29 protein-coding genes are annotated in these 22,867 nt (G+C 28.0%); 3 read left to right on the plus strand and 26 right to left on the minus strand.

Going from position 1 to position 22,867, the window contains the following annotated elements; translation table 11 throughout:
* Positions 1 to 13 precede the first annotated feature (13 nt).
* From ABI549_RS01780 to ABI549_RS01795, 4 genes are all read right to left on the minus strand, one after another.
* Positions 14 to 436 carry a DoxX family protein gene (locus ABI549_RS01780; RefSeq protein ID WP_348074728.1) on the minus strand — a complete coding sequence of 141 codons (423 nt, stop codon included), beginning with the start codon at positions 434 to 436 and terminating at the stop codon, positions 14 to 16.
* Positions 437 to 503: 67 nt separating this feature from the next.
* Positions 504 to 2,117 carry a M1 family metallopeptidase gene (locus tag ABI549_RS01785; protein WP_348074729.1) on the minus strand — a complete coding sequence of 538 codons (1,614 nt, stop codon included), beginning with the start codon at positions 2,115 to 2,117 and terminating at the stop codon, positions 504 to 506.
* A gap of 6 nt (positions 2,118 to 2,123) precedes the next feature.
* Complete coding sequence (locus ABI549_RS01790; protein WP_348074730.1) at positions 2,124 to 3,686, minus strand: S41 family peptidase; 1,563 nt, start codon at positions 3,684 to 3,686, stop codon at positions 2,124 to 2,126.
* Between the two features lie 58 nt (positions 3,687 to 3,744).
* On the minus strand, positions 3,745 to 5,373 hold the full coding sequence (locus tag ABI549_RS01795) for a carboxyl transferase domain-containing protein (RefSeq protein WP_348074731.1): 1,629 nt from the start codon (positions 5,371 to 5,373) through the stop codon (positions 3,745 to 3,747).
* A gap of 169 nt (positions 5,374 to 5,542) precedes the next feature.
* Between ABI549_RS01795 and ABI549_RS01800 the strand changes: the two genes are divergently transcribed.
* Together ABI549_RS01800 and ABI549_RS01805 are read left to right on the plus strand one after the other, a co-directional pair.
* Positions 5,543 to 6,196 (plus strand): DUF47 family protein, encoded by a 654-nt coding sequence (locus ABI549_RS01800; protein ID WP_348074732.1) that lies wholly within the window; start codon positions 5,543 to 5,545, stop codon positions 6,194 to 6,196.
* 26 nt (positions 6,197 to 6,222) lie between these two features.
* Positions 6,223 to 7,518 carry an inorganic phosphate transporter gene (locus ABI549_RS01805; RefSeq protein WP_348074733.1) on the plus strand — a complete coding sequence of 432 codons (1,296 nt, stop codon included), beginning with the start codon at positions 6,223 to 6,225 and terminating at the stop codon, positions 7,516 to 7,518.
* Between the two features lie 172 nt (positions 7,519 to 7,690).
* Here the strand turns inward: ABI549_RS01805 and ABI549_RS01810 are convergent, their stop codons facing one another.
* The 3 genes from ABI549_RS01810 to ABI549_RS01820 all read right to left on the minus strand — a co-directional run bounded on the left by ABI549_RS01810 (position 7,691) and on the right by ABI549_RS01820 (position 9,739).
* Positions 7,691 to 8,101, minus strand: coding sequence for a hypothetical protein (locus tag ABI549_RS01810; RefSeq protein WP_348074734.1), 411 nt, complete (start codon positions 8,099 to 8,101; stop codon positions 7,691 to 7,693).
* A 36-nt stretch (positions 8,102 to 8,137) separates the two neighbouring features.
* Positions 8,138 to 8,719 (minus strand): dual specificity protein phosphatase family protein, encoded by a 582-nt coding sequence (locus tag ABI549_RS01815; protein WP_348074735.1) that lies wholly within the window; start codon positions 8,717 to 8,719, stop codon positions 8,138 to 8,140.
* A 447-nt stretch (positions 8,720 to 9,166) separates the two neighbouring features.
* Entirely contained in the window at positions 9,167 to 9,739 is a 573-nt protein-coding gene (locus tag ABI549_RS01820) for a hypothetical protein (RefSeq protein ID WP_348074736.1), read from the minus strand.
* A gap of 247 nt (positions 9,740 to 9,986) precedes the next feature.
* On the opposite strand from ABI549_RS01820, the gene ABI549_RS01825 reads away from it, so the two are divergent.
* A complete protein-coding gene (locus ABI549_RS01825) occupies positions 9,987 to 11,714 on the plus strand; it encodes a hypothetical protein (protein WP_348074737.1) in 1,728 nt (575 codons plus the stop codon).
* A 67-nt stretch (positions 11,715 to 11,781) separates the two neighbouring features.
* On the opposite strand, the gene ABI549_RS01830 is transcribed toward ABI549_RS01825, so the two are convergent.
* The 19 genes from ABI549_RS01830 to ABI549_RS01920 form a co-directional block, all read right to left on the minus strand.
* Positions 11,782 to 12,126 carry a hypothetical protein gene (locus ABI549_RS01830; protein WP_348074738.1) on the minus strand — a complete coding sequence of 115 codons (345 nt, stop codon included), beginning with the start codon at positions 12,124 to 12,126 and terminating at the stop codon, positions 11,782 to 11,784.
* A 1-nt stretch (position 12,127) separates the two neighbouring features.
* Positions 12,128 to 12,469 (minus strand): hypothetical protein, encoded by a 342-nt coding sequence (locus ABI549_RS01835; protein ID WP_348074739.1) that lies wholly within the window; start codon positions 12,467 to 12,469, stop codon positions 12,128 to 12,130.
* A 17-nt stretch (positions 12,470 to 12,486) separates the two neighbouring features.
* On the minus strand, positions 12,487 to 12,717 hold the full coding sequence (locus ABI549_RS01840; RefSeq protein WP_348074740.1) for a YtxH domain-containing protein: 231 nt from the start codon (positions 12,715 to 12,717) through the stop codon (positions 12,487 to 12,489).
* Between the two features lie 24 nt (positions 12,718 to 12,741).
* Positions 12,742 to 12,894, minus strand: coding sequence for a lmo0937 family membrane protein (locus tag ABI549_RS01845; RefSeq protein WP_348074741.1), 153 nt, complete (start codon positions 12,892 to 12,894; stop codon positions 12,742 to 12,744).
* 17 nt (positions 12,895 to 12,911) lie between these two features.
* Complete coding sequence (locus ABI549_RS01850; RefSeq protein ID WP_348074742.1) at positions 12,912 to 13,553, minus strand: porin family protein; 642 nt, start codon at positions 13,551 to 13,553, stop codon at positions 12,912 to 12,914.
* Between the two features lie 149 nt (positions 13,554 to 13,702).
* Positions 13,703 to 14,215, minus strand: a complete 513-nt coding sequence (locus ABI549_RS01855) for a hypothetical protein (RefSeq protein WP_348074743.1) — start codon at positions 14,213 to 14,215, stop codon at positions 13,703 to 13,705.
* A gap of 32 nt (positions 14,216 to 14,247) precedes the next feature.
* Positions 14,248 to 14,433: a CsbD family protein gene (locus ABI549_RS01860; protein WP_348074744.1), complete on the minus strand. Its 186-nt coding sequence runs from the start codon at positions 14,431 to 14,433 to the stop codon at positions 14,248 to 14,250.
* Positions 14,434 to 14,543: 110 nt separating this feature from the next.
* The gene (locus tag ABI549_RS01865; RefSeq protein WP_348074745.1) at positions 14,544 to 14,966 is read right to left on the minus strand and encodes a low affinity iron permease family protein; all 423 of its coding nucleotides are present in this window, start codon (positions 14,964 to 14,966) and stop codon (positions 14,544 to 14,546) included.
* Between the two features lies 1 nt (position 14,967).
* Complete coding sequence (locus ABI549_RS01870; protein WP_348074746.1) at positions 14,968 to 15,351, minus strand: hypothetical protein; 384 nt, start codon at positions 15,349 to 15,351, stop codon at positions 14,968 to 14,970.
* Between the two features lie 10 nt (positions 15,352 to 15,361).
* Positions 15,362 to 15,586 (minus strand): hypothetical protein, encoded by a 225-nt coding sequence (locus tag ABI549_RS01875; RefSeq protein WP_348074747.1) that lies wholly within the window; start codon positions 15,584 to 15,586, stop codon positions 15,362 to 15,364.
* An 85-nt stretch (positions 15,587 to 15,671) separates the two neighbouring features.
* Positions 15,672 to 15,923 carry a hypothetical protein gene (locus ABI549_RS01880; protein WP_348074748.1) on the minus strand — a complete coding sequence of 84 codons (252 nt, stop codon included), beginning with the start codon at positions 15,921 to 15,923 and terminating at the stop codon, positions 15,672 to 15,674.
* Between the two features lie 125 nt (positions 15,924 to 16,048).
* A complete protein-coding gene (locus tag ABI549_RS01885) occupies positions 16,049 to 16,486 on the minus strand; it encodes a hypothetical protein (RefSeq protein WP_348074749.1) in 438 nt (145 codons plus the stop codon).
* A 121-nt stretch (positions 16,487 to 16,607) separates the two neighbouring features.
* Positions 16,608 to 17,567 (minus strand): MlaD family protein, encoded by a 960-nt coding sequence (locus ABI549_RS01890; RefSeq protein WP_348074750.1) that lies wholly within the window; start codon positions 17,565 to 17,567, stop codon positions 16,608 to 16,610.
* Positions 17,568 to 17,583: 16 nt separating this feature from the next.
* The gene (locus ABI549_RS01895) at positions 17,584 to 18,318 is read right to left on the minus strand and encodes an ATP-binding cassette domain-containing protein (RefSeq protein ID WP_348074751.1); all 735 of its coding nucleotides are present in this window, start codon (positions 18,316 to 18,318) and stop codon (positions 17,584 to 17,586) included.
* Between the two features lie 91 nt (positions 18,319 to 18,409).
* The gene (locus tag ABI549_RS01900) at positions 18,410 to 19,168 is read right to left on the minus strand and encodes an ABC transporter permease (protein ID WP_348074752.1); all 759 of its coding nucleotides are present in this window, start codon (positions 19,166 to 19,168) and stop codon (positions 18,410 to 18,412) included.
* 3 nt (positions 19,169 to 19,171) lie between these two features.
* Positions 19,172 to 19,663: a TspO/MBR family protein gene (locus ABI549_RS01905; protein WP_348074753.1), complete on the minus strand. Its 492-nt coding sequence runs from the start codon at positions 19,661 to 19,663 to the stop codon at positions 19,172 to 19,174.
* 128 nt (positions 19,664 to 19,791) lie between these two features.
* The gene (locus ABI549_RS01910; protein WP_348074754.1) at positions 19,792 to 20,265 is read right to left on the minus strand and encodes a PA2169 family four-helix-bundle protein; all 474 of its coding nucleotides are present in this window, start codon (positions 20,263 to 20,265) and stop codon (positions 19,792 to 19,794) included.
* A gap of 105 nt (positions 20,266 to 20,370) precedes the next feature.
* The gene (locus ABI549_RS01915) at positions 20,371 to 21,210 is read right to left on the minus strand and encodes a universal stress protein (RefSeq protein WP_348074755.1); all 840 of its coding nucleotides are present in this window, start codon (positions 21,208 to 21,210) and stop codon (positions 20,371 to 20,373) included.
* Positions 21,211 to 21,247: 37 nt separating this feature from the next.
* Positions 21,248 to 22,867, minus strand: coding sequence for a L,D-transpeptidase family protein (locus tag ABI549_RS01920; RefSeq protein ID WP_348074756.1), 1,620 nt, complete (start codon positions 22,865 to 22,867; stop codon positions 21,248 to 21,250).

The following is a 22,867-nucleotide window of genomic DNA, read 5'->3' on the forward strand; positions in this document are numbered from 1 at the left end:
TTTTTTATTATAATTATTGTTGCATCTTAAAGTAATAATCAGCTGAGTGTTTTCCGCTTCCATAAAAGAGGAAGAAAATACAAATAAGAAAAATAGAGAGCGATAAAACTAAATTTGCAACATTCATTTCTCCAATAAAATTAATTAAAAAAGCAACTAATAAAATGGGGAGTTGCGACATAATTGCCCATCTTGTAAGTAATCCGAAAACTATCATTATACCACCAACTAAATGTGCGGCAACAATATAATGCACAAACAACATTCCTCCTCCTAAATTTCTAATTGGCTCTATTAAATGAATATAATACTGGGTATTTGTTAAAAATGAAATTCCTTTTGTAAATAAAAAAACACCTAAAAAAATCCTTAATATATCAAGCCACTTATAAGTGTGAGCGTTTGCCCATTTGTTTAGTTTTTTTACCGTATCCATAATAATTAAGTTAAATTATATTACTAAATTACAAAAATTTAGCAAATAAAATAACAATATAATTATTTTATTTAATATCAATAAAGAATTTATTTTTTAAAACTTCAACATCACTCAATTTTTTAATTTTAATATTAGATAAGTTCCAATTATTGTTTGGTGACAAACGAATTATTTTATTTTTTACATTAATATCAATTGGCATACTAAAATTTGTTTCTTGTGTTTTCCATCGGTAAGACAGTTTTCCTTTTTCTTTTTTCAATTCTAAAGTAGGAATTGTGTTGTATCTTAAATACTGATTAAAAACTGGTGTTAAATTGATTTCTGATTCTGTATTAAAAAAATCTATTACGTTTTTAGTATCAATAATCTGGTGACGATAGGTTTGGGAATACTTTAATAAAATAGCCCACCATTTTACATCATCATTTATAATACTTCTTATTGTATTTAACATTAATGCTCCTTTGTAATACATGTCTCCAGATCCTTCTTTGTTTACACCAAAAGGACCAATAATTGGCTCGTCATTTTGTATGTTTTTTTGGAGTCCATTAATATATGTTTGTGATTTTTCGTAACCATATTGGCATTCTAAAAATACAGTTTCTGTATAACAAGTAAATCCTTCATGAATCCACATATCTGCAATATCTCTAGAAGTTATGCTGTTACCAAACCATTCGTGACCTGATTCGTGAATGATAATAAAATCGAAGAGCATTCCCATTCCTGTTCCAGACAAATCTCTTCCTAAATAACCTTTATCATAATGATTTCCGTATGCCACGGCACTTTGATGTTCCATACCTAAATAAGGTGTTTCAACCAATTTATAACCGTCGGAAGCAAAAGGATAAGTTCCAAATTTAGACTGAAAACAATCCATCATAGGTTTTACTTCCTCAAACTGTCTGCGCGCTTTTTCTTCGTTTTCTCGCAAAACATAATAATCTAAATCTAAACCTTTATAGTTTTCTCCAAAATGTACGTAATCACCAATATTTAAGGTAATGTCATACGTATTTATAGGATTTTTTACTTCCCAATCATAACGAGTGTAGCCATTTTTTAAATCTTCACTTCCTAGAAAACGTCCGTTAGAGACATCCATCAAACCATTAGGAACAGCTACTTTTATAGTTGCACCTAAATCTGGTTCGTCGCTTTGAGAATCTTTACAAGGATACCACAAACTTGCTCCAGTTCCTTGACAAGCTACTCCAACCCAATTTTTTCCTTGTTTGTCTTTTGTAAATACAAAACCGCCGTCCCAAGGTGCTCTTTTAGCAATAATTGGATTACCTGAATAATAAAATCTGATTTTTTCTTGATTTCCAATCTTTAAATCTTCATTAAAAGAAATAAAAACTGCAAGATTATCTCTTTTATAGTTCAATTTTTTTGAATTATAAACTATACTGTCAATTTGCATGTTTTCGAATAAATCGATTTGAATTTTAGATGTTTTTTCAACAACCTTGAAAGTAATATCATTATAACCAATTATTGATTTTTCGTCAATATTAACTTTAATATTCAAGTCATATCGTTGCACATCGAAACAAGTTCTTTCTAATCTTAATCCGCCTTGAAGCGAATCGCGACGAGTTGTTTCCTGTGCAGAAAGGTTTTGTAATGTAATTATTATCGTAAATATTAAACTTAATTTTTTCATTTTAAATTAATTTTTAGAAACGTCAGTGTTATTGGCTTTTAAATCTTGTAAAACCCAGTTTAATTCGGGGTCATTATCTTTAATTCTGTCTTCTAAAGTTGGTATTATTTCTTTGTCGGGCATAATTCCGTGACCTTCAACATCTGTTTTATAAGTTGGAATACAAGCCATTAACCCCATTCTTACATTTATTTTAGAGTGTGGCATTTCGATCAATGGCATTCTTCCTGCAACTGTTCCGTTATATGCTCCGCCTGTTTCTTCTCCCACAAATAATGCTCTTTTTGAGCCTTTCAAATTAGATGAAATGATACTTGATGCAGAAAAACTACCTCCGTTTATTAATACATACACTTTACCACTAAAACTGTCTGCATTTACTTTTTTAACTTTAGAATTTGTGTAACTATAATAATTATCACCTATTTTATGTACTGAAAAATACATTATTGGGTAATAAAATGGTGCAAATATTGTTTTCAGTATTTTACCTCCAACTCCTCCTCCTTTGTAATAATCAGCATATAATAAGCTTGCTTTTCTAGTAACTTGTGATTTTTCTATAAACTTAAAATCCTTATCAGATAAATAAGTATATAGGTTTGAAATTTCATTTAGTCTTCCACCTCCATTATTTCTTAAATCGATTATTAAAGTTTGAGTATTGTATTTTTTAATTTTCTGGAAACTTTGCTTGTAAAATTCTTTTGAATCACCTTCTTTAAATCCTTGAATTTTCATAATTGCAATGCTGCTATCTTTTTCGATAAATTTAAGATTGCGCATATATTTTTTGTTTTTGGCTTCGTAACCAAAAATGTCTTTCTTTTTTGCTATTGCTTTTTTTTGTTCTCTAGTAAAAACTATTTTTGATTTTTTAATACCTGTAGAATCTATAATTTGTCTTTTTATTACAATAGATTTCAATTCATTTTTAAAACTAAAATCATATTTTAAAGAATCTTTAATATCATTATTTAAAGAATATAGGGTTGAAAAACGTTGTCCTAAAAAATTATTTTTAAACGATTGATTAAATCCATCAGAAGTAAAGTTCTTTTTATAATCGTTAATTAAAATAGAAACATTTTGTCCATCGATAGAAACAACTTCACTTCCAACTTGAATTGTTTTATTATTTGATTTATTCTTTACAACATATAATTTGTTATTAAAAACTTCAAAATCAAATTGTGACAATGGCCCGTCTCCACGTTTTATTATACTTGCCGTTTCTTTTTTAGAATACTGCTTTATCGAAGGAACCACAAACATATGCCCTTGTCTAACTTCACAAATAACTGGTGTGATTTTTTTATAAAAATCGAAACTAGTCATTGGTTTATTAATTGTAGACTTTAAACTATCAAATTTAAAATCTAGCTTTTCTTTAGTAATATACCAATACAATTTCGGGTGTAAATCTTGTAATTTTTTATAAATAAAATCGGTATCAGATTTTAATTTTTTTTCAGAAATTAAATCATCTAAATGCTCATTATGTTTTTTGATTGACGAGCAACTCACAATTGATAATACAATTATTATTGAGCAAAATATTCTATTCATAATTCTTATTTTCATTATAGACGAAATAAAATTTTTAAACTATTGTATGATTAAAAATCTAAACCTGAATTACTCCCAAATTAAATTGTTTCTCGATTGGTGCATGATTTGCTGCTTCGATTCCCATCGAAATCCAAGTTCTAGTTTCTAATGGATCTATAATTGCATCTGTCCACAAACGTGAAGCTGCATAATATGGAGAAACTTGTTCGTCGTAACGTGCTTTTATTTTGTCAAATAATTCTTTTTCTTTGTCTTCATCAATCACTTCTCCTTTAGCTTTTAGTGATGATGCTTCGATTTGTGCCAATACTTTTGCGGCTTGAGTTCCTCCCATCACAGCCAATTCGGCACTTGGCCAAGCAAAAATTAATCTTGGATCATACGCTTTTCCACACATGGCATAATTTCCTGCACCGTAAGAATTACCTACAATTACAGTAAACTTTGGCACTACCGAATTAGAAACGGCATTTACCATTTTTGCACCATCTTTTATGATTCCGTCATGTTCTGATTTACTTCCAACCATAAATCCTGTAACATCTTGTACAAAAACTAGTGGAATTTTCTTTTGATTACAATTGGCAATAAAACGAGTGGCTTTATCAGCAGAATCTGAATAAATCGCACCACCAAATTGCATTTCTCCTTTGGCATTTTTAACTACCTTACGTTGGTTAGCAACAATTCCCACAGCCCAACCATCTATGCGAGCATAAGCTGTGATGAGTGTTTTTCCGTAATCGCCTTTGTATTCATCAAATTCAGAATTATCGACCATGCGTTTTATAATCTCATACATATCATATTGATCTGCACGTGATTTTGGTATAATTCCGTATATATCATTTGGGTCTAGAGCTGGTTTTTCTGATTTAACTCGATTATAACCTGCTTTGTCAAAATCGCCAATTTTACCAACAATGCTTTTTATTCTGTCTAAAGCATCTTTATCATCTTTAGCTTTATAATCCGTAACACCAGAAATTTCGCAATGTGTGGTTGCTCCACCTAGCGTTTCATTATCAATCGTTTCGCCAATAGCTGCTTTTACTAAATAACTTCCTGCAAGGAAAATACTTCCCGTTTTATCTACAATCATGGCTTCGTCGCTCATAATTGGTAAATATGCACCACCAGCAACACAACTTCCCATAACCGCTGCAATTTGGGTAATTCCCATGCTGCTCATAATGGCATTATTTCTAAAAATACGTCCAAAATGCTCTTTGTCTGGAAAAATTTCGTCTTGTAATGGCAAATAAACTCCTGCTGAATCGACCAAATATATAATGGGTAAACGGTTTTCCATAGCGATTTCTTGAGCACGAAGGTTCTTTTTTGCAGTAATTGGAAACCAAGCGCCAGCTTTGACAGTTGCATCATTAGCTACAACAATACATTGTTTTCCTGAAACATATCCCATTTTTACAACTACTCCACCAGACGGGCAACCACCGTGTTCTTTGTACATTCCTTCCCCTACAAAAGCACCAATTTCGATATTATTTTCATTATTATCAAGCAAATAATCTATACGTTCACGAGCAGTCATTTTGCCTTCTGAATGTAGTTTTTCGATGCGTTTTTCGCCTCCGCCTAATTTTACTTTGGCAAAACGTTGCCTTAAATCTGATAATAATAATTTATTGTGGTCTTCGTTTTTGTTGAAATTAATGTCCATTTTGTAATATATAAATTGAAAAATAATAATATTTTTATGTGGCTAAATTACAAAATCAATTATGATTTTAATCATTCAATTTGTTTTATGATAAAAGATTATTTTTGAATATTTAATGTTAACTTAACATTACATTATTACATTTGTACCAAAATTAATAACAATTAAAATGGCTTTAAAAGATATCTTTCAATTTTTAGTACCTAAAGACACGATTTTTTTTCCTTTATTTATAAAAGCTTCTAATGATTTATTCTCTTTATCTGAGAATCTGCATGAGGCAGTAAACATTAGTAAAGATGAAAAAGGAAATCGTATTGATTATTACAAACAAGTAGAATCATTAGTTATTAATATTGAAGAAACTACTCATAAAATGAATCTTGAATTGAGTAAAAACTTTATTACTCCTTTTGATAGAGAAGATATACATTCATTAATCACTTCAATAAATGAAGTAGCTAATAATATTTATACTGCTTCAAACAGAATGAGATTGTATAATGTAGGTAAGATTAATAAATCTATAAGAAAATTAACAGAGATTAATGTTGAAGCTTGTAACCATATAAACAATGCAGTAATTGAGTTAAAAGATTTAAAAAATCTTCCTAAAATAAATGATGCTGTAAAAAAAATATACAAATTAGAAAGTAAAGCAGATATCATTTTTGACAAAGCTGTTTCAGATTTATTTGAAAATGAGAATGATGCAATTAATATAATTAAATATAAAGAAGTTTTATCTGCACTTCATTACGCTACTGATAAATGTAGAAGTGTTGCAAGAACACTTGAAGCTATTTCTGTAAAACATTCATAATAGTTTAAACAAAAAAAATAACTTTTATGGATTTTACTTTACTTATAGTTGTTATAGTACTTGCCTTAATATTTGATTATATAAATGGTTTTCACGATGCGGCAAATTCAATTGCAACTATTGTGGCAACTAAAGTTTTAACTCCATTTCAAGCTGTGGTTTGGGCGGCATTTTTTAACTTTTTGGCATTTTGGGTATTTGGATTTGGTGTTGCCGATACGGTAGCAAAAACAGCAAAAACTGAAAATATAAATTTGGCTGTTATACTCTCTGGAGTTATTGCCGCAATTATCTGGAATTTAATTACTTGGTGGAAAGGAATTCCCTCATCATCATCACATACCTTAATAGGCGGATTTGCTGGAGCTGCAATTGCTCATGCAGGTTTTAATGTTGTAAACTGGTACAAACCAGGAGAAGAAGGGCATTTACCTACAGGTGTATTGGTCATTATAATTTTTATTGTATTAGCTCCTTTATTAGGAATGTTAATTTCCTATTTTATATCTGTTTGGTTAATTTATTCTTCTAAGAAGAATATTTATCCAAAATTATTGACCATTGGTTTAATGATATTAGTTATTTGGTTTTTAAGTACTGTTCTAATAGGATATGATAGTATAAAAAAACCACGATTTGAAAACCATTTCCTAGCAACTATTACAGAACCATCTAACATTAAATGGTTGTTAGTTGCTATCATCTTCTTTAGTATTGCTATTTTTAATTTATTGTTTAGTAGTTTTTCTACCGCAACATCGCAAGCAATTCTTAGAAAAATGCAATTGTTATCATCTGCTTCCTTTAGTTTAGGTCATGGTGGTAATGATTCACAAAAAGTAATGGGTATTATTGCGGCGGCAGTTGCTGTTTACATTCACACCAGTGGCGCTAGTATAGATTCGTTGCCAAGTTGGTTACACGTTATATTACCATCTGACAAAGATGGTGTAAAAATAGAAGGTCAAATGCCAGATTGGATTCCAATTGCTTGTTATAGCGTAATTGCGCTAGGAACTTTAAGTGGTGGATGGAAAATTGTAAAAACAATGGGATCTAAAATCACCAAAGTAACTTCTTTTGAAGGTGTTGTTGCAGAATCTGCTGGAGCATTAACTTTATTTATGACAGAACATTTTAAAGTACCTGTATCTTCAACGCATACTATAGCGGGATCTATAATTGGGGTAGGAATTACAAAAAGGATTTCTGCTGTACGTTGGGGAATTACCATAAACTTATTGTGGGCTTGGGTACTAACCATACCTGTTACGGCTGTAATTGCAGCTATTGTATATTATATAACTGCAATATTTATTTAATAGATTTTATAATAAAAGTAAAAGGGCGAAATTTAGATTTCGCCCTTTTTTTATGTTTGAATTTGAAGGGATTATTTGTGAAGATTAAAGTTTTAATGTGAGAAAAAAATAATACATAAATCATAATTCTTTCGAACATTCCAAAGCTTGACCAGTTTTGAAATTACTAAGGTTAACCTTGATTATTGATTGTATAAATTAAAGCCCAAACAAAAGGAATACTTATAATTATGGAAACTATTAATGGCTTCCAAATTTTCTTTTTTTCATAATTATCCTCATTAGGAAAATATTTTTTTTGAAAGTATCCTACAAGAATTCCTCCACCTGCCATATTAATCAAATAAGTGAGTGAAGATTTAGGCTCGTCTGGAATATTTACAATTATAATTGATACTATCGTAAACACTACAGAAAACAACAAAACTAAATTTCCTTCTTTCTTTTTTCCTGCATCTTTAAGGTTTTGCATTAATAAAAACGCGCCAAAAATTGTAGTGAAAAAAACTGAAAATCCTAAAATTGCCTTAGAGGAATATATTTTTGAACTTTCAATTATTACGTCAGTATTTTGTTTCTCCATTTCTAAATTTTCTGTTTTTATTTTTAAGACTTATTACTACTTCAACGAATCTTTTCTAGCTTTATAATGCATCAAGTATTCTCCTTTTGGTTTTCCATCATCAAAAGAACTAAATTTTATTAGTGTTCTTACGCCATCTCTGGCTTCTTTGTTAGTGAAATTTTCGTACTCTATTCTGTATATTGCAGAATACATTTCAGCACGACCTACTCCGTGATAGCAGTGAATTAGTACCGGATAATTCGCTTTATTATCCATGATTTTTAGAAATGTGTTTACATTTTCTTGTGTAGGAACTTGGTCTGAACCATTATTAAAATAATTTACACCTTTTATTTTAGCAATCGCTTCTTTTTCGGCAGTTAATTCGGCAGGAATTTCTGGATTATTAACTAAATCAGCAGTTCCTGGAAAACGCAAATCGACAATCGATTTTATTTTATATTTCTTAACGTAATTTTCTATTTCATCTGGCGGAATCACACCCGATTTAAATACTTTTCCTTCGGTTATCGTTTCAAAATTATGATTGATATTCATGTCATATACGTATTTTCCCACGAATAAGAGCACTATTGTAAGAATCGTGAAGCCAATTATTTTTTTATTCTTTTTCATTTTTTTTCTACAAAAATATTCAAATTTAATCACTTAACTTAAACTTATATCCAAATCTTTCATTTTAGACAATCTAGTTCCATAGAAATTCCAATTATTGCAAAAATTGATATATTAAAAATGACCTACAATGAAGTTACAACTGCTTGTTTAATAGGTAAATTTGAAAAGAAAAATAATGTTGAAATTATTAATAAACCAAGTATCATATCAATTAGAACAGAAATAAAATAACCTACACATTCCATAATTACAAAAAATATTTCGTAAATATTATTTATTTTAAGTAACATTTATAACATTACTTTTAAAAGTTCTATATCCTTTGGATGCAATTTTAATGAACCTACTTGTGGAAAAAAATTATTCTTTTAAAATTTAATAAGCAAAAAATCGATTCAAATAAATGAACCGATTTTTTTGTTTTGAACTTAGATAAGTCTAAATCTATTTATCTTTTAGAACTCTATATTTTTCTACTGTAACTTTATCTGACTTATCATCATATATTTCTACTACTAAATCACCATTTGTATCGAAATATCCTATTGCAGTTTTGTTTTCTGATCTAAATATATAACTGTTAGTTGAAGTTTTTCTTAATAAAGCTGGTTTAGAATCTCCATAAGTCATTGTATATCCTGAAGCATCTAATGCTAATTTATACTTATTTCCATTTGATTCATAATAAGAACTCCTATCAATATCTACCGTTCTAGTACTTCCATCAGGATTTGTAATTTTTGTTGTGGTAGTTACCATAACTGGTGATTCAATTGTTGGAATATTTATTGTATTTGATTTCTCTTCACCCAACTCTATTTTTTGAACTTTTTTTGTAACTTCTTTTTTTACAGTTTTATGTTCTCCATCTGAGTCTTTTTTTGTTAAAGTGGTTGTTTTTGTTTCCGTTTGAGTATTTGCATTTTGTGCTTCAATACTCATAGAAAATAAAAGTCCTATAGCGCTAAAAAAGATAGTTTTGCTTATCATTTTAAAATTCTGAATCTGTGTTTTCATAATGTTTTGTTTTAGATTATTACTTTACAAATTTCATTATAAATAACTTGTTGTATGTTACAGTATTTTTACTAATAGTTTCATAATTCACAGGTAAATAAAATTTAAACTATTTTAGTAGTAATTTTGATGGTAATTAAATAAGGAAATGATTGTAAAACTAAAATTGATATTTTTCGTTTTGATAATGTTTAGTTATCAACTTTCCTTTGCGCAAGAAAATGAAAAAAAAATTGATTCCTCAAAAATGTATCGCAAAATTGAAAAATATTCTAAAAAAAGAAAATTTACACAATTTGTTTACAAATTAATATTCGAACCTGTTGCTAAACAAAAAATTAGAAAAAGTAGTTTTCAGAAAATAAAAAAACCAAACTATACAGAATATGAGGGGAAAATAATTCGGAATATAGAGATTACAACATTAGATCCTTTTGGGTTTTCTGATATTGATTCTACTCAGGTTCCCAAGAATTTTATGGATCGAACTGGAAATTCATTACATCTAAAAACTAAAAAAATAGCGATTAGAAATTTACTCTTAATCAAAAAAAATAAACCTTTAGATTCGTTGTTAATTAGGGAATCTGAAAGGTTAATTCGTAGTCAGCGATATATAAGAAGTATCACTTCTCATATTAAATTGGTTTCACAAGATTCTGTAGATGTTTATATTAGAGTCTTAGATTCTTGGAGTTCCGTTCCTGATCTTAATTTATCGTCTTCAAAATCTAAATTTTATCTCACCGAAAAAAACTTCCTTGGTATAGGTCACGAATTTACAAATTCCTATACAAATAGTCTGACTAGTAATAAAAATGGATATAGTAGTAATTATTTTATTCCTACATTACTAAACACTTTTATAACTGCAAGATTAAATTACACTATTGATTTAGATGGTAATTATGGTAAATTAATAAGTCTAGAACGTCCGTTTTACTCTCCTTATGCACGTTGGGGAGCAGGAATATCTATTGGTCAAAATTTAAATAAAATATTGTCTCTAAATGAAGATCAAATACCCGAAATACAAAATGTAAAATATAATTTTCATGATTATTGGGCTGGACATTCATCCCAAATTTTTAAGGGAAATTCAGAGTATAATCGAGCCACTAACTTTATAACCAGCGCAAGATATTTTAAGAAAAACTATGTAGAAAAAACATTTATTAACCAAGATAGTTTAAATATATATGCGGAAGAGAAATTGTACTTAATAGGTTTGGGTATTTCGTCTAGAAAATTTACGCAAGACAAATACATTTTTAATTTTAATACTGTTGAAGATGTTGCTTCTGGATTTGTTTATAATTTAACCACTGGTTATCAGAAAAAATATAATAACTACCAGTTTTATGCTGGAGCTAGAATAGCAATAGGTGATTATTTTGAATTTGGTTATTTGAGTGGTAATTTAGAATATGGAACTTTTGTAAATAATGGAAAAACAAATCAAAGTACCAGTAGTTTGAAACTAGTTTATTTTACAAATTTACAAGAGATTGGAAACTGGAAATTTCGTGGATTTATAAAACCACAAGCTATAATAGGCAATAATCGATTAGACTCTAATGCAGATAGGCTTACACTAAATGGATCAACAGGAATTAACGGTTTTAGTAGTGATATTTTATTTGGAACTAAAAAACTAATAACAACTGTTCAACTACAAGGTTATTCTCCTTGGCGTATTATAGGGTTTAGATTGAATCCTTATCTTAGTTACTCTGCTGGAATGCTAGGGAATAAAGAGAATGGATTTAATCGAAGTAAATTATATTCTCAAATTGGGTTGGGAATTATTATAAGTAATGATTATTTAGTTTTTAATACGTTTCAGTTTTCTTTTTCTTTCTTTCCTAATATTCCAGATGGCAATTCAGTATTTAAAACCAATTCTATTTCGACTTCTGATTTTGGATTACAAAATTTTGATATTTCTAAACCTGTTCTAATTGATTATCAATAATCTATTTTGAACGCATAAAAAAACCGAAACTTCCGAATCGGTTTTTAAACTTATTAAAAAAATAGCTTTAATCTATATTATTAGATTTTTTTGATTTTTTTCCAATAAAATTCTTCAGTGTAAACTTTAAAACTTTCCCCAAAACTCGTTTTATAGGATTTACTGAATTATCGTTAAATAAATTTTTAGTTAAATAGGTTGTTCCTAAACCAATGGCTCCATTTATTAAATTTGCTTTTAAATCTGGTGATGTTATCACTTCTTGAATGGAATTTTTTATCAGATTTACAGGTTTAAAACTATCAATAGTAGTATGATATTGATCTTTAAGTACCAAAAAATCTTCTGATTGTTTTTTCTTCAAAAAATCAATTTTTTCTTTAAGAGCAATTTTTTCATTAATTGGTTTCATACTAGTTTTTCATTTTATTAATAATGAAGTTACTCACTGGATTTTTAACCCATTTTTCTCTAAAAATATAAAGTAAAATTGCTAAACACAAATAACCAAATGCTATAACAAAAAAGCCTAAATATGTTTCTCCTAAATATTCTCCCACCCAAAGTGCTAATCCAATATTAACTAACAACAAAAAAAGAACAACAACAATAGATATAGCTAACTTTACAGCCAAATTTGAAAATATATCTGCTGATTTATATACAGCTTCGTACTTAAATAATTCGAGCGTTGTTTTACTGTAAATTTCTGCTTTTTCAATTAGTTTTTCTATTGTTGTTGTCGAATTTTCCATTGCTTTTTAAGTTTAATTTATTTTTGATTTACCAATGTTTTAGTTTCTTCTAAAATATCTTCATATTTATCTGAAACCTCTTGGTACAAACCATCAAATTTTCCTTTTAGCTCGTCGGCATAATCCTGACCTTTTCGCATAATTTTTTTTCTAGTTTTAGTACCCTTATGAGGTGCAAATAAAATTCCTAACAATGCTCCTACTCCAATTCCTAATAATACTCCCGCTGCTGTTTTTCCTGATTCCATAATTTCTGTTTTTTTAATGATTGTTTATATTTTTTTTCCTTGAATTAATCTTAATAATACTGCAATAACTGCAATAACTAATAAGATATGAATGATTGCTCCTGCACTATATGCAAAAAATCCGATAGCCCAAAAAATGATTAAAATAACTGCTATTGTATAAAGTAAATTGCCCATAATATTTGTTTCTTAGTTTATAAAATTGAAAATGATAAATATAAGTTAATTACACTATTTTTCCCATCAGGAAAAGTGTAGTTTGTTCCTCCAAAATTTCTTTCTTTTCCTACTTTTTGCAAACCATAATTATAACGAACTCCAAATCCAATATTATCTGAATCGAAGCCTAAACCAACGGCAAGTCCAGAATCAAACTTATTATAATCATCATTGCTCAAATTATTTTGATAGTCGAACAAAGTTCCTTGCGAATCGTTTGTTGCTTTCCCATCGACTAAATAAGCTACATATGGTCCTGCATGAATATTAAAATTTTTGGTTAAATTTACGACCAAAAAAACTGGAAGTTCTATATAATTTAATCTAAACTTTGCAGTTCCGTTTGCAAGAGAATTATTGTAAGTTAGTTTAGCCCCTTTAGTAGTGTATAAAAACTCTGGTTGAATAGCAAATGATTGAGTAATGGGTAATTTTGCAAATACTCCAAAATTAAAACCTGTTAAAACATTATTATCATCTACGTCTTCTGTGTAAAGATTTGAGAAATTTACACCCCCTTTAAATCCGAATTTTAATTTACTATTATCCTGTGCTAATGCGATTTGCGAAATACTTACTAAGAGTACTATAGCAATCATAATTTTTGAATTTTTCATATTATGTCTTTTTAGTTTGTAAGATTATTATATTACAAAGATTGTAGTATTTAGGAACGAATATGTTATATAACTTTTGATAAAAGTTATAATATTCACACTTTAACTATATTTAATAAAAAAGCGAGAAATAAATCTCGCTAGTATACTTACTTTTTATTATTAACTGTTAAATCTTTAAGAGCCTGTCCGAGTCCTTTCATATCCGAGTTTAATTCTCGTTTGAATGATTCCCAATCTGTCTGGTTATTTTCATACTCTGAAATTTTTATTTTCAAAGAAGTGTTTTTTTCTTCGAGTACATCAATGCTTTTCGCGTATGCTGCATCAAATGTTTTTCCTGGTTTTTTTATAGCATTTTTTAATTCTGAAATACGAGCTTCATTCTCTGAAATTGTCTTATTTGCTTCTTCTTTATAAGTTTGCCATTCTGCATCATTTGCTTTTGTTATGGCATCTTTATTTATATCATCTTTTACCACATCTAGATTATCCTCAGCATCTTGCACTTTTTCTATTGCATCTGCTTCTTTGTCCGAATTTGATTTACATCCTGTGAATATAAATCCAGTTATAAATGTTGCTATTGCTAAAATAAAAATTGACTTTTTACTCATGCTGAGTAAATTATTTTTTTTGAATTCGTGAATCGTTGATTTCATGATTTTAAAATTTAATATTATTATTTTTTTGATTAAAGAGCTTCTATAATTTTGTGTAACTCTTCTTTGGTTTTTCCTAATGTTACTTGAAGTTTACCTAACATCTCTTCTTTTTTACCATCAATAAATAATAAGTCATTATCTGTTAATTTTGCGAATTTTTGTTTCAGTTTACCTTTTTGTACTTCCCAATCTCCTTTTAATTCTGTTGTGTTCATATCGATAAATATTAGAATTAAGAATACATTTTCTTAACATTACAAAGGTGAGAACGATTGCTAGATTATACTTTATACAATTTTAGACAAAAGTTGTAATATTCACAGCTTTATATTTGATTTTCGATATTTATATCTTTCAATGCTTCATTTAATTCTTTATCAACAGAATCTTCGGTTTCAATATATTCCTTATAAAGCTCTACAATTTCTTTTTCGGTTTTTTTATCCATATTCATCACCAAATTATTAGCTGGTTCATGAGAAGAAATAAGTTCATTTATTTTTAAATGGGTAAATGCTGAAAATTTATTGAATGATTTTTGAATAATAAATAAACTCAAAAAAGTAGTACCAAAAATAATATCACCAATGTTTTGATGTAAGTCATTTGATGTAGGCAAATAACTAACCCACCAAAATATAACCAACATAAATGCTAATATAAATGTAATAGAGTTTCCTAGAATTTTAGTTACTATTGACACTAATCGTTCAAATTGTCTTTCGCCATTAAGATAAGTTTTCCTCATGTTAGTTTATATAAAAACAGTCATTTACAAATACAATTTGTTCTTCATCAGAAAGCTTATCTGTATTTTTAACAATTATTTCTACATTTGTAAAATTATTATCATTTTTTAAAATATTACATAATTCAGTCTTTGCAGTAGTCGCACCAAATAATAAAACCTCATCATAATCTTGAAGTTCTTCTCTTATATTTTTATAAAATATGTCTTGCATATCCTGTTCTTTATTATGTAGATGACTTTCTCCTTTTTGCAAAATTTTCTCTTTCTCAAAATGATTAAATTCTGATTTTATGACTTTTATTACTGTAGCAATATTAGTATATTCAATAATATTTGCCTTAAAGTGATCCATATAAACTGCTGCTTTTTTTATTGCTTCCATTGTGTAAAATTTAAAATTTATTAATAAAACTAGTGTGATTTGGAGCGTACTTCCGTAATAAATTTTCTAAAGATTCATAATAATCTTGTAGAATTTTACTGTTAATTTCTGGAGCTGATACATTAGGAATTGTAACTTGCATCTCATTTAAATATTTAATTAACTCTGGAAATTCATTGCGAATTGTCATAGTTATTTTTAAAATATTATCGTTAAGTTCTGCTTCTGTTTTCATTTACTATTTATTAGAAATTAAAAAAGCACCAAATGTAATTTGGTGCTTTTTAAGAATTAAAAATTAACCAAAAAAAATCAAATTCTTATGCTATTACTGATTGTTTCTTTGCATTTTTCTTTTGGGCTTTTTTAGCTAAATTTGTTTGGTCTTTCGCTTTGGTATTGCATCCACAAGCCATTATGCTATTACCTGCTAATTGGTGTTTTGCAGCTTCATGATGGTGTAATGCGGCTGCCTCATGATGCATTGCTGCTTTTTTGTGATTGTCAACTATTTTTTGACTTTCAATTTTTGGATCTTTGACCTTTTTTGCTGGTTTTACTTCGTTTGACATAATATTTAATTTAACGTTGTGAATGAATTTTCATAACTGTACGAAGTTCTAACATTTAGATTAATTACTTGTTATACAAATATTTATATAATTTTCAATATTCCTAGGTTTATATTAAAAATCAATTAATGTTTTCCTTTTTTATTTCCTTTTTCATTCCCATGGTGATTACCATTATCATGATGCTCATCATTTCGTCTAGATTTTTCCCAATTATTATTACTCTTATAATACTTTACTTTATGATTTTTATAATGAGTATAAGGATTATGACCATGATAATCATTTAAAACAACTACATAACCTGTGTTCAAATTGTAGCTTCTGTAGCGTCTTGGTAATGACCTAGAACGAATCCAGCTACCATTGTTAAGATAAATGAATTGAGATTGATGAATATCATAGTAAGAGTCGATATCTGGTAAATAATAATATTCTTCAGTTGTAACCGTTGGACCCCAAACTGGAGGCGCACCTATATTTACATTTACAGAAACTTGTGCTTTAGAGAAACTAAATACTAAAAGAAATGCTCCTAATATAAATAATTTGAATGTTTTCATTTTTTGAAAATTTATTAATGATTATTACGTCTACAAATTTGATTTTTTAAAACTTCTAAAAGTTATAAAATTATTATTAAAAGTTGTAAAATTATTAGCAAAAAAACAAAACATTTTTTAATTAATTATTTTTTTCTTTATCTAGTAATAATTTCTTTTTGGCTTCAGCTTTTTCTTTTTTCTTAAAAAATCCTCTTAAAAGAAAATTGTGTTTGGCTGCTGCTTCAATTTCTAATAAACTTTTTGAGCCTTTTTCGATATTTGTAAGTGATGTATCTAGTGATGTTGCCAATCGTTCATTGCTTACTAATTTTGATAAAATTCCTTTATCATTATTTAATTTTTTAGTAAAAGCATTAAATTCGTTAGAACTCTTCTCTAAGTTAGATAATGTTTTTTCAATAGAATTTGCGTAATATGGGTTTGTCATTAGTTTAGATAATGTTCCGTTTTTATCATTCAAGTTTTTTGTAAAAACAAGAAATTCATTAGAACTTAATTGTAAATTAGTTAGTGTATTTTGAATACCTTTTGCAAATTCTTCATCAGTTAAAACCTTATTTAATGCACCTTTTCCTTTATTAATTTTTAGACTAAACTCAGAAAGTTGTGCCGTTACAATTTCAGCGTTATCTACACTTTTTCGTAACCCTTTCATCAAATCTTCTAGTTCAACAGCTTTTGTAGAAGCTATTGTTGCATTATCTTTTACAATTTGATTAGACGATGTTCCTGGAGAAATGGTTAATACCTTATCCCCCATTAATCCATCAGAGCCTATACTAGCAAGAGCGTCAGTTTTAATAAATTTTTGTATTTCTTCTTTAATAATCAAATTGACAACAACAGCAGAATCTGAAATAAATTCAATCTCTTTTACTGTACCAATATTAATTCCTGAAAAACGTACATTGTTCCCCACTTTTAGACCACTTACATTTTTAAAATTTGAGTTTAAACGGAAAGTTGAACCAAATAAATTTTGGCTTTTTCCAATAAAGTATATTGTAATTATAAATAATGTTAATCCTAAAATGACAAACATTCCTAATTTCCATGTATAATTTGAACTTTTATTCATCATATTATTTTTTAAATTAAATAAAAAAAGAGCGGACCCATTCGTCAGTACTTTTTTCTAATTCGTCGTAGTTTCCTTCTGCATATATTATCCCATCTTTAAGAATCATAATTCTATCTCCAGTCTTTTTTGCACAATCCATATCGTGTGTAATAATTATAGATGTTGTTTTGTATTTTTTTTGAACTGATAAAATTAATTCACTTATTTCTCTAGAAGTGATCGTATCTAATCCTGATGTAGGTTCGTCATACAAAATAATTTCAGGTTTAATAATTAATGTTCTTGCTAAACCAATACGTTTACGCATTCCTCCTGATAATTCAGCTGGCATTTTATCTATAGCTTCTTTTAGCCCTACGTTTTCTAGTGCTTCGATTATTTGCTTTTCAATTTCTTCATCAGATAAATCTCTTGTATGATGTTTTAATGTAAAGGCTAAATTTTGTCGTACTGACATCGAATCATATAATGCTCCATTTTGAAACATAAATCCAATCCTCATTCGAATTGGGTTAAGTACATTATTTTTTAGTTTTGTAATATCTGTCCCAAATACTTTAATTTCACCTTTGTCTGCTTCGACTAAACCTACTAAACATTTTATAGTAACCGATTTTCCAGAACCTGATCGTCCTAAAATAACTAGACCTTCGCCTTTATTTACAGCAAGATTTACACCTTTTAGAACTTTATTTTTTCCAAATGCTTTCCATAAATTCTTGATGGATATAATGGGTTCATTTTTCATATTTTGATAATATTTTTTTATTGGAATATGATTGTATTCATGAGGAAATTTTTATTTTTTTGTGATTTAGTTCTCATAAAAACTCATAATTCTAAAAGAATAAATCGGTTACTTGAACTGCTAACATATCTATTATAAAAATAGAAAGTGAAGCAGCAACAACCGCTTCGTTTGCAGCAATACCAACACTAGCTGTTCCTTTTGAAGCATTAAAACCTTTATAACAACCTATTAATCCTATAAAAAATCCGAAGAAATAAGTTTTAATAACTGCTGGAATTATATCCAAAAATTCAAGATGTTCAATAACGTCTGAAAAATAGCGATACAAACTCATACTTCCTCGTACATTGTAGCCTACATAACCTCCATAAATTCCAATAAAATCAGCATAAATAACCAATATAGGTACCATTAGTGTTGTGGCTAAAATTCTAGTTACTACTAAATATTTATATGGATTTACTGCTGAAACTTCCATAGCATCTATTTGCTCTGTAACTTTCATTGATCCTAGTTCGGCTCCAATTCCTGAAGCTATTTTACCTGCACAAATTAAAGCTGTGATTACAGGAGCAATTTCTCTTATTAATGATAATGAGACCATACTTGGCAACCAACTTTCTGCACCAAACTTGGTCATTGTAGGTCTGGATTGTATTGTTAAAACCAGTCCCATTATAAAACCTGTTATACTAACTAATGGTAATGATTTATATCCAATAGCATAACACTGACGAAAAAATTCATTAATTTGAAATGGCGGTTTTACAATTTCTTTAAAAAATCTTCCTGTAAATAAGGAAACATTACCTGTATCTTCGAATATATTTTTGAGATAAGTTTGCATAGTCTAATTATTTAATTTCCAAAGATTATAATTCAAAATTGCAGCAAAACATACCCAAGAAATATAGGGAACAAGTAACCAAGCTGCTGTTTTAGAAATTTCTACAAATCGAAAAATAGTAAGAAAAATAAGAACGAACATTAATACAATATCTATAAAAGCAATTGATAGAGAATGAAATCTGAAAAATAAAATAGTCCACAAAAAGTTTAAAAATAATTGTGATCCAAAAAACAATAAAGCTTCATACTTCATAGGTTCGTATACATTACTTTTCCAAATAATCCATAATGATATTCCCATTAAAAGATATAAAACTGTCCAAACCGGACCAAAAATATAACCTGGTGGATTCCAAGATGGTTTCGCAATAGATTCATACCATATATTGTTTTGTGTTACACTTAGTAATCCAGAAACAATTCCGACCAATTGGCATATTAAAACAGAAATAATTAATTTCCAAATAGTAGATAAAGTAATTATTTTTCCCATGTTTTTTCTCATTAAGAATACCTGTAAGAATTCAAAATCTTACAGGTTATAAAATATCAATGTTATTTGTTAGTACCTAAACATCTTGTTTTGGTGAATAACTTCTTCTCTTGACTAAATAACATTGATTATTCTGTTAGATTTTTTTCATTAATAATTGCGTTTTGCAAATCTTTAATTCTATCATGGTCAGATTTTAATAACGCATAATGTTTGTTTAACAAATCTTGTTCTGTAGAACTGGTATCTTGATGATCTTCAATTAAAATTTTCTTGTAAACTTTAAGAATAACATCTTCTCCATACTCACAAGAATCTAGAATTATTTTTCTATTGTTACCACTTAGAGCAGATTTTACATCCATCCAGACGCGAAAAAATTTGCCTGTAACTCTTGTTCCTTCATCTGGAGTCCCACCAAGTCTATTTACTTCGGCAACAAGTTCTTTTCGGTTGTCTACACTTGTTTCCATTAAATCAGAAAAAAGCATTTTTAAATCTGTTTCTTTTGCTTCTGCTTCTGCTGTTTTGTATCCCTCGATCCGATCGTTATTAATTACGATTAGTGTGTTGAATGCTTCAATTGTTTTTGCATTATCCATTTTTATAATTTTTAATTGTGATTAGTTTATTACACTGTAAAATTCTTAATAATTGATAATAAACCTGTTATATAACTTTTTAAATAAGTTATAATATTCACATATTTATGCAATATGCTTTTTGAAAACTAACATTGGTGCTTTTGCATCAAATGCTAATTCGGCAGATAAACTAGATAAAAATAAACGACTAAACCAATTGCGATTTTGTTTTGTAAAAAGTACAACTATAGAAGGTTTTACTTTTAGGATGTCTTTTTCTAAATGGTACAAAAGTGTTGTGCCTGAATCTAATGGTCGCAAATGAAACTTAATGTTTTTTGATTCATGGTTATTTATTAATTTACTAAACTTATTCTTATTGATATCAAGAAATGATTTGTAATCATAATGATATACATTTAGCTTAGCCTCTAATGGATTGGTGAGGTTTTCTATTTTTTTTAATTCTTCACCAAAATTTTTAAAATCAGATGCAAAAAATAAAGAATCAATATGTTTAACTCGGTAATTTTTGGGAACAATTATTACTGGAGTTGGAGAAAAAGCTATCAATTCTGATGCAGTAGTTCCAAACATTTGATTTAATTTTCCAGCTCCAATTGTGCTCACACAAATATACTTGGCATTAATAGTTTTTGCATATTCGATAATTTGATTACTAGCTACTATTCCTACATCACAAACACATTTATATGCTACTTTTTTAATTTTAGTTTGATGGTATAAATCACTAATCAATTTTTCTAGAAGTTTCTGACTTCTGTCTATTTCATTCGCTTCAAATTGATTATAATATAAATTATCCCAAATAGTTGGTCTAAAGATTGTGACAACATTATAAAAAATAAGTTCACATTGCATTTGCGTTGCTAATTGCATTGCAAAAAGAATTCCCTTTTTGGAATTGACAGAAAAATCTGTGGTTACTACTATTTTGTTCATAATTATTAATTTTAAGATTTAATGTTCTTGTAAAAAATTACTCTTCAAAAATTTCTTTTGCTAGCTCATCATCTAAATTATAAATGTCATTTCTAAAATTTAGATTTCCTTCACTATCAACCCATGCTGTAAAATAAGCTATGTAAACAGGCATATTAGGTTTTATTGCGATTCCCGTTTCTGTATTTGTTTTTAATACTTTATTTACTTTGTCTTGATTCCAACTTTTGTTGTTTTTTAGTAAATACAACGCTAATTTTTTAGGATTTTCTACACGTATACAACCGTGACTAAAATCTCTTTTATTTTGATTAAATAATTCTTTTGATGGAGTATCATGCAAATAAATACTAAAACTATTTGGAAAAAGGAATTTCATTTTCCCCAAAGAATTATCATCACCTGGTTTTTGTCTGATAATAAAAGGAACATTTTTCGAATATTTATTCCAATTAATAGTTGAAGCACTAATTTCTTTACCAGAATAAGAAACAACTTCCATATTATTTCTAGATAAGTAATTAGAATTCCGTTTTAATTTTGGTAAAATTTCTTTGTTAATAATACTATTTGGAATATTCCAATAAGGATTAAGTATAATTCTAGAAATATTTCCTTTAAAAATGCTAGTTTGCTTTGCATCTTTTCCTACAACAACATTGGTTTCCCATAATAGTTTTTTGTTTTCAAAAACATGTAATTTATATTCAGGGATGTTAACTAATAAATAATCATTTTCAATTTCGACAGGAATCCATCGCAACCGTTCTAGATTTACCAGCATTTGTTTAATGCGAAAATCGACAGTTTTGTTTAATTCTTCTAAAGTTTTAGTATCTAATTTTCCGTTTTCGGTTAAACCTAATCGCTGCTGAAAATTAGAAATTGCTGTTTCTAAACTACTCGAAAAAAGGATTGTTTTATCATTTATTTTTAAATCTCCTGACAAAAACAAACGTTGTTTTACTTGTAACAAACAAGAATCTGATTCGGTTACTGTTAATGTTAATGTTTTTATATCGGTTTTAATAATTGGAAAACCTCCTTTTTTTTGAATTTCTCTATACAACCTAAGTTTTTCTTTTAATTTAGAATAGTATAAATTTACAGGCTCGTAAGTTTTGTCATTTTCATTCTTTAAAATCAATGAATCCAGTAATATTTGTAAATTTTTCTTGCTTCTAGGAATAAACCAGTCGAGCTGATGTGCGTTTTTATTTATACCTAAAAAAGCTTTTTCAGAATATTTAAAAAAAGTAGTTGTTAGCATTAATTCTAACTTTTCTCGTTCATTTTCGTCGACTTCTACTTTATCTTTATTGTTCTTTATTAAAGAATCTAATTGGGTATTATTTAAAGTTTTATCATTAAAATCGTTGCTGTAATTTTGCAATTGATTTTGAAAATTTGAAACTGCTTGTATCATTCCAGTTTTACTGAACCAAGCATATTGAAAGTTTCTATTTTTATAGAATAAATTGACTTCATTTTCAATATTTTCATTTTCAGGATTGGATTTAAAAAATGAATTGATAGTTGATTGTTTAAGAAATAAATCGGTATAATTTTGATTGTGTCTTGATATATTAATTTTTGTTTCTTTTTTACAACTAAAAAGAAGAACTGAAATAAGTATTATTTTTAATATACATTTCAT

Origin of the sequence: Flavobacterium sp. (assembly GCF_039932285.1) — a bacterium.
GTDB lineage: Bacteria > Bacteroidota > Bacteroidia > Flavobacteriales > Flavobacteriaceae > Flavobacterium.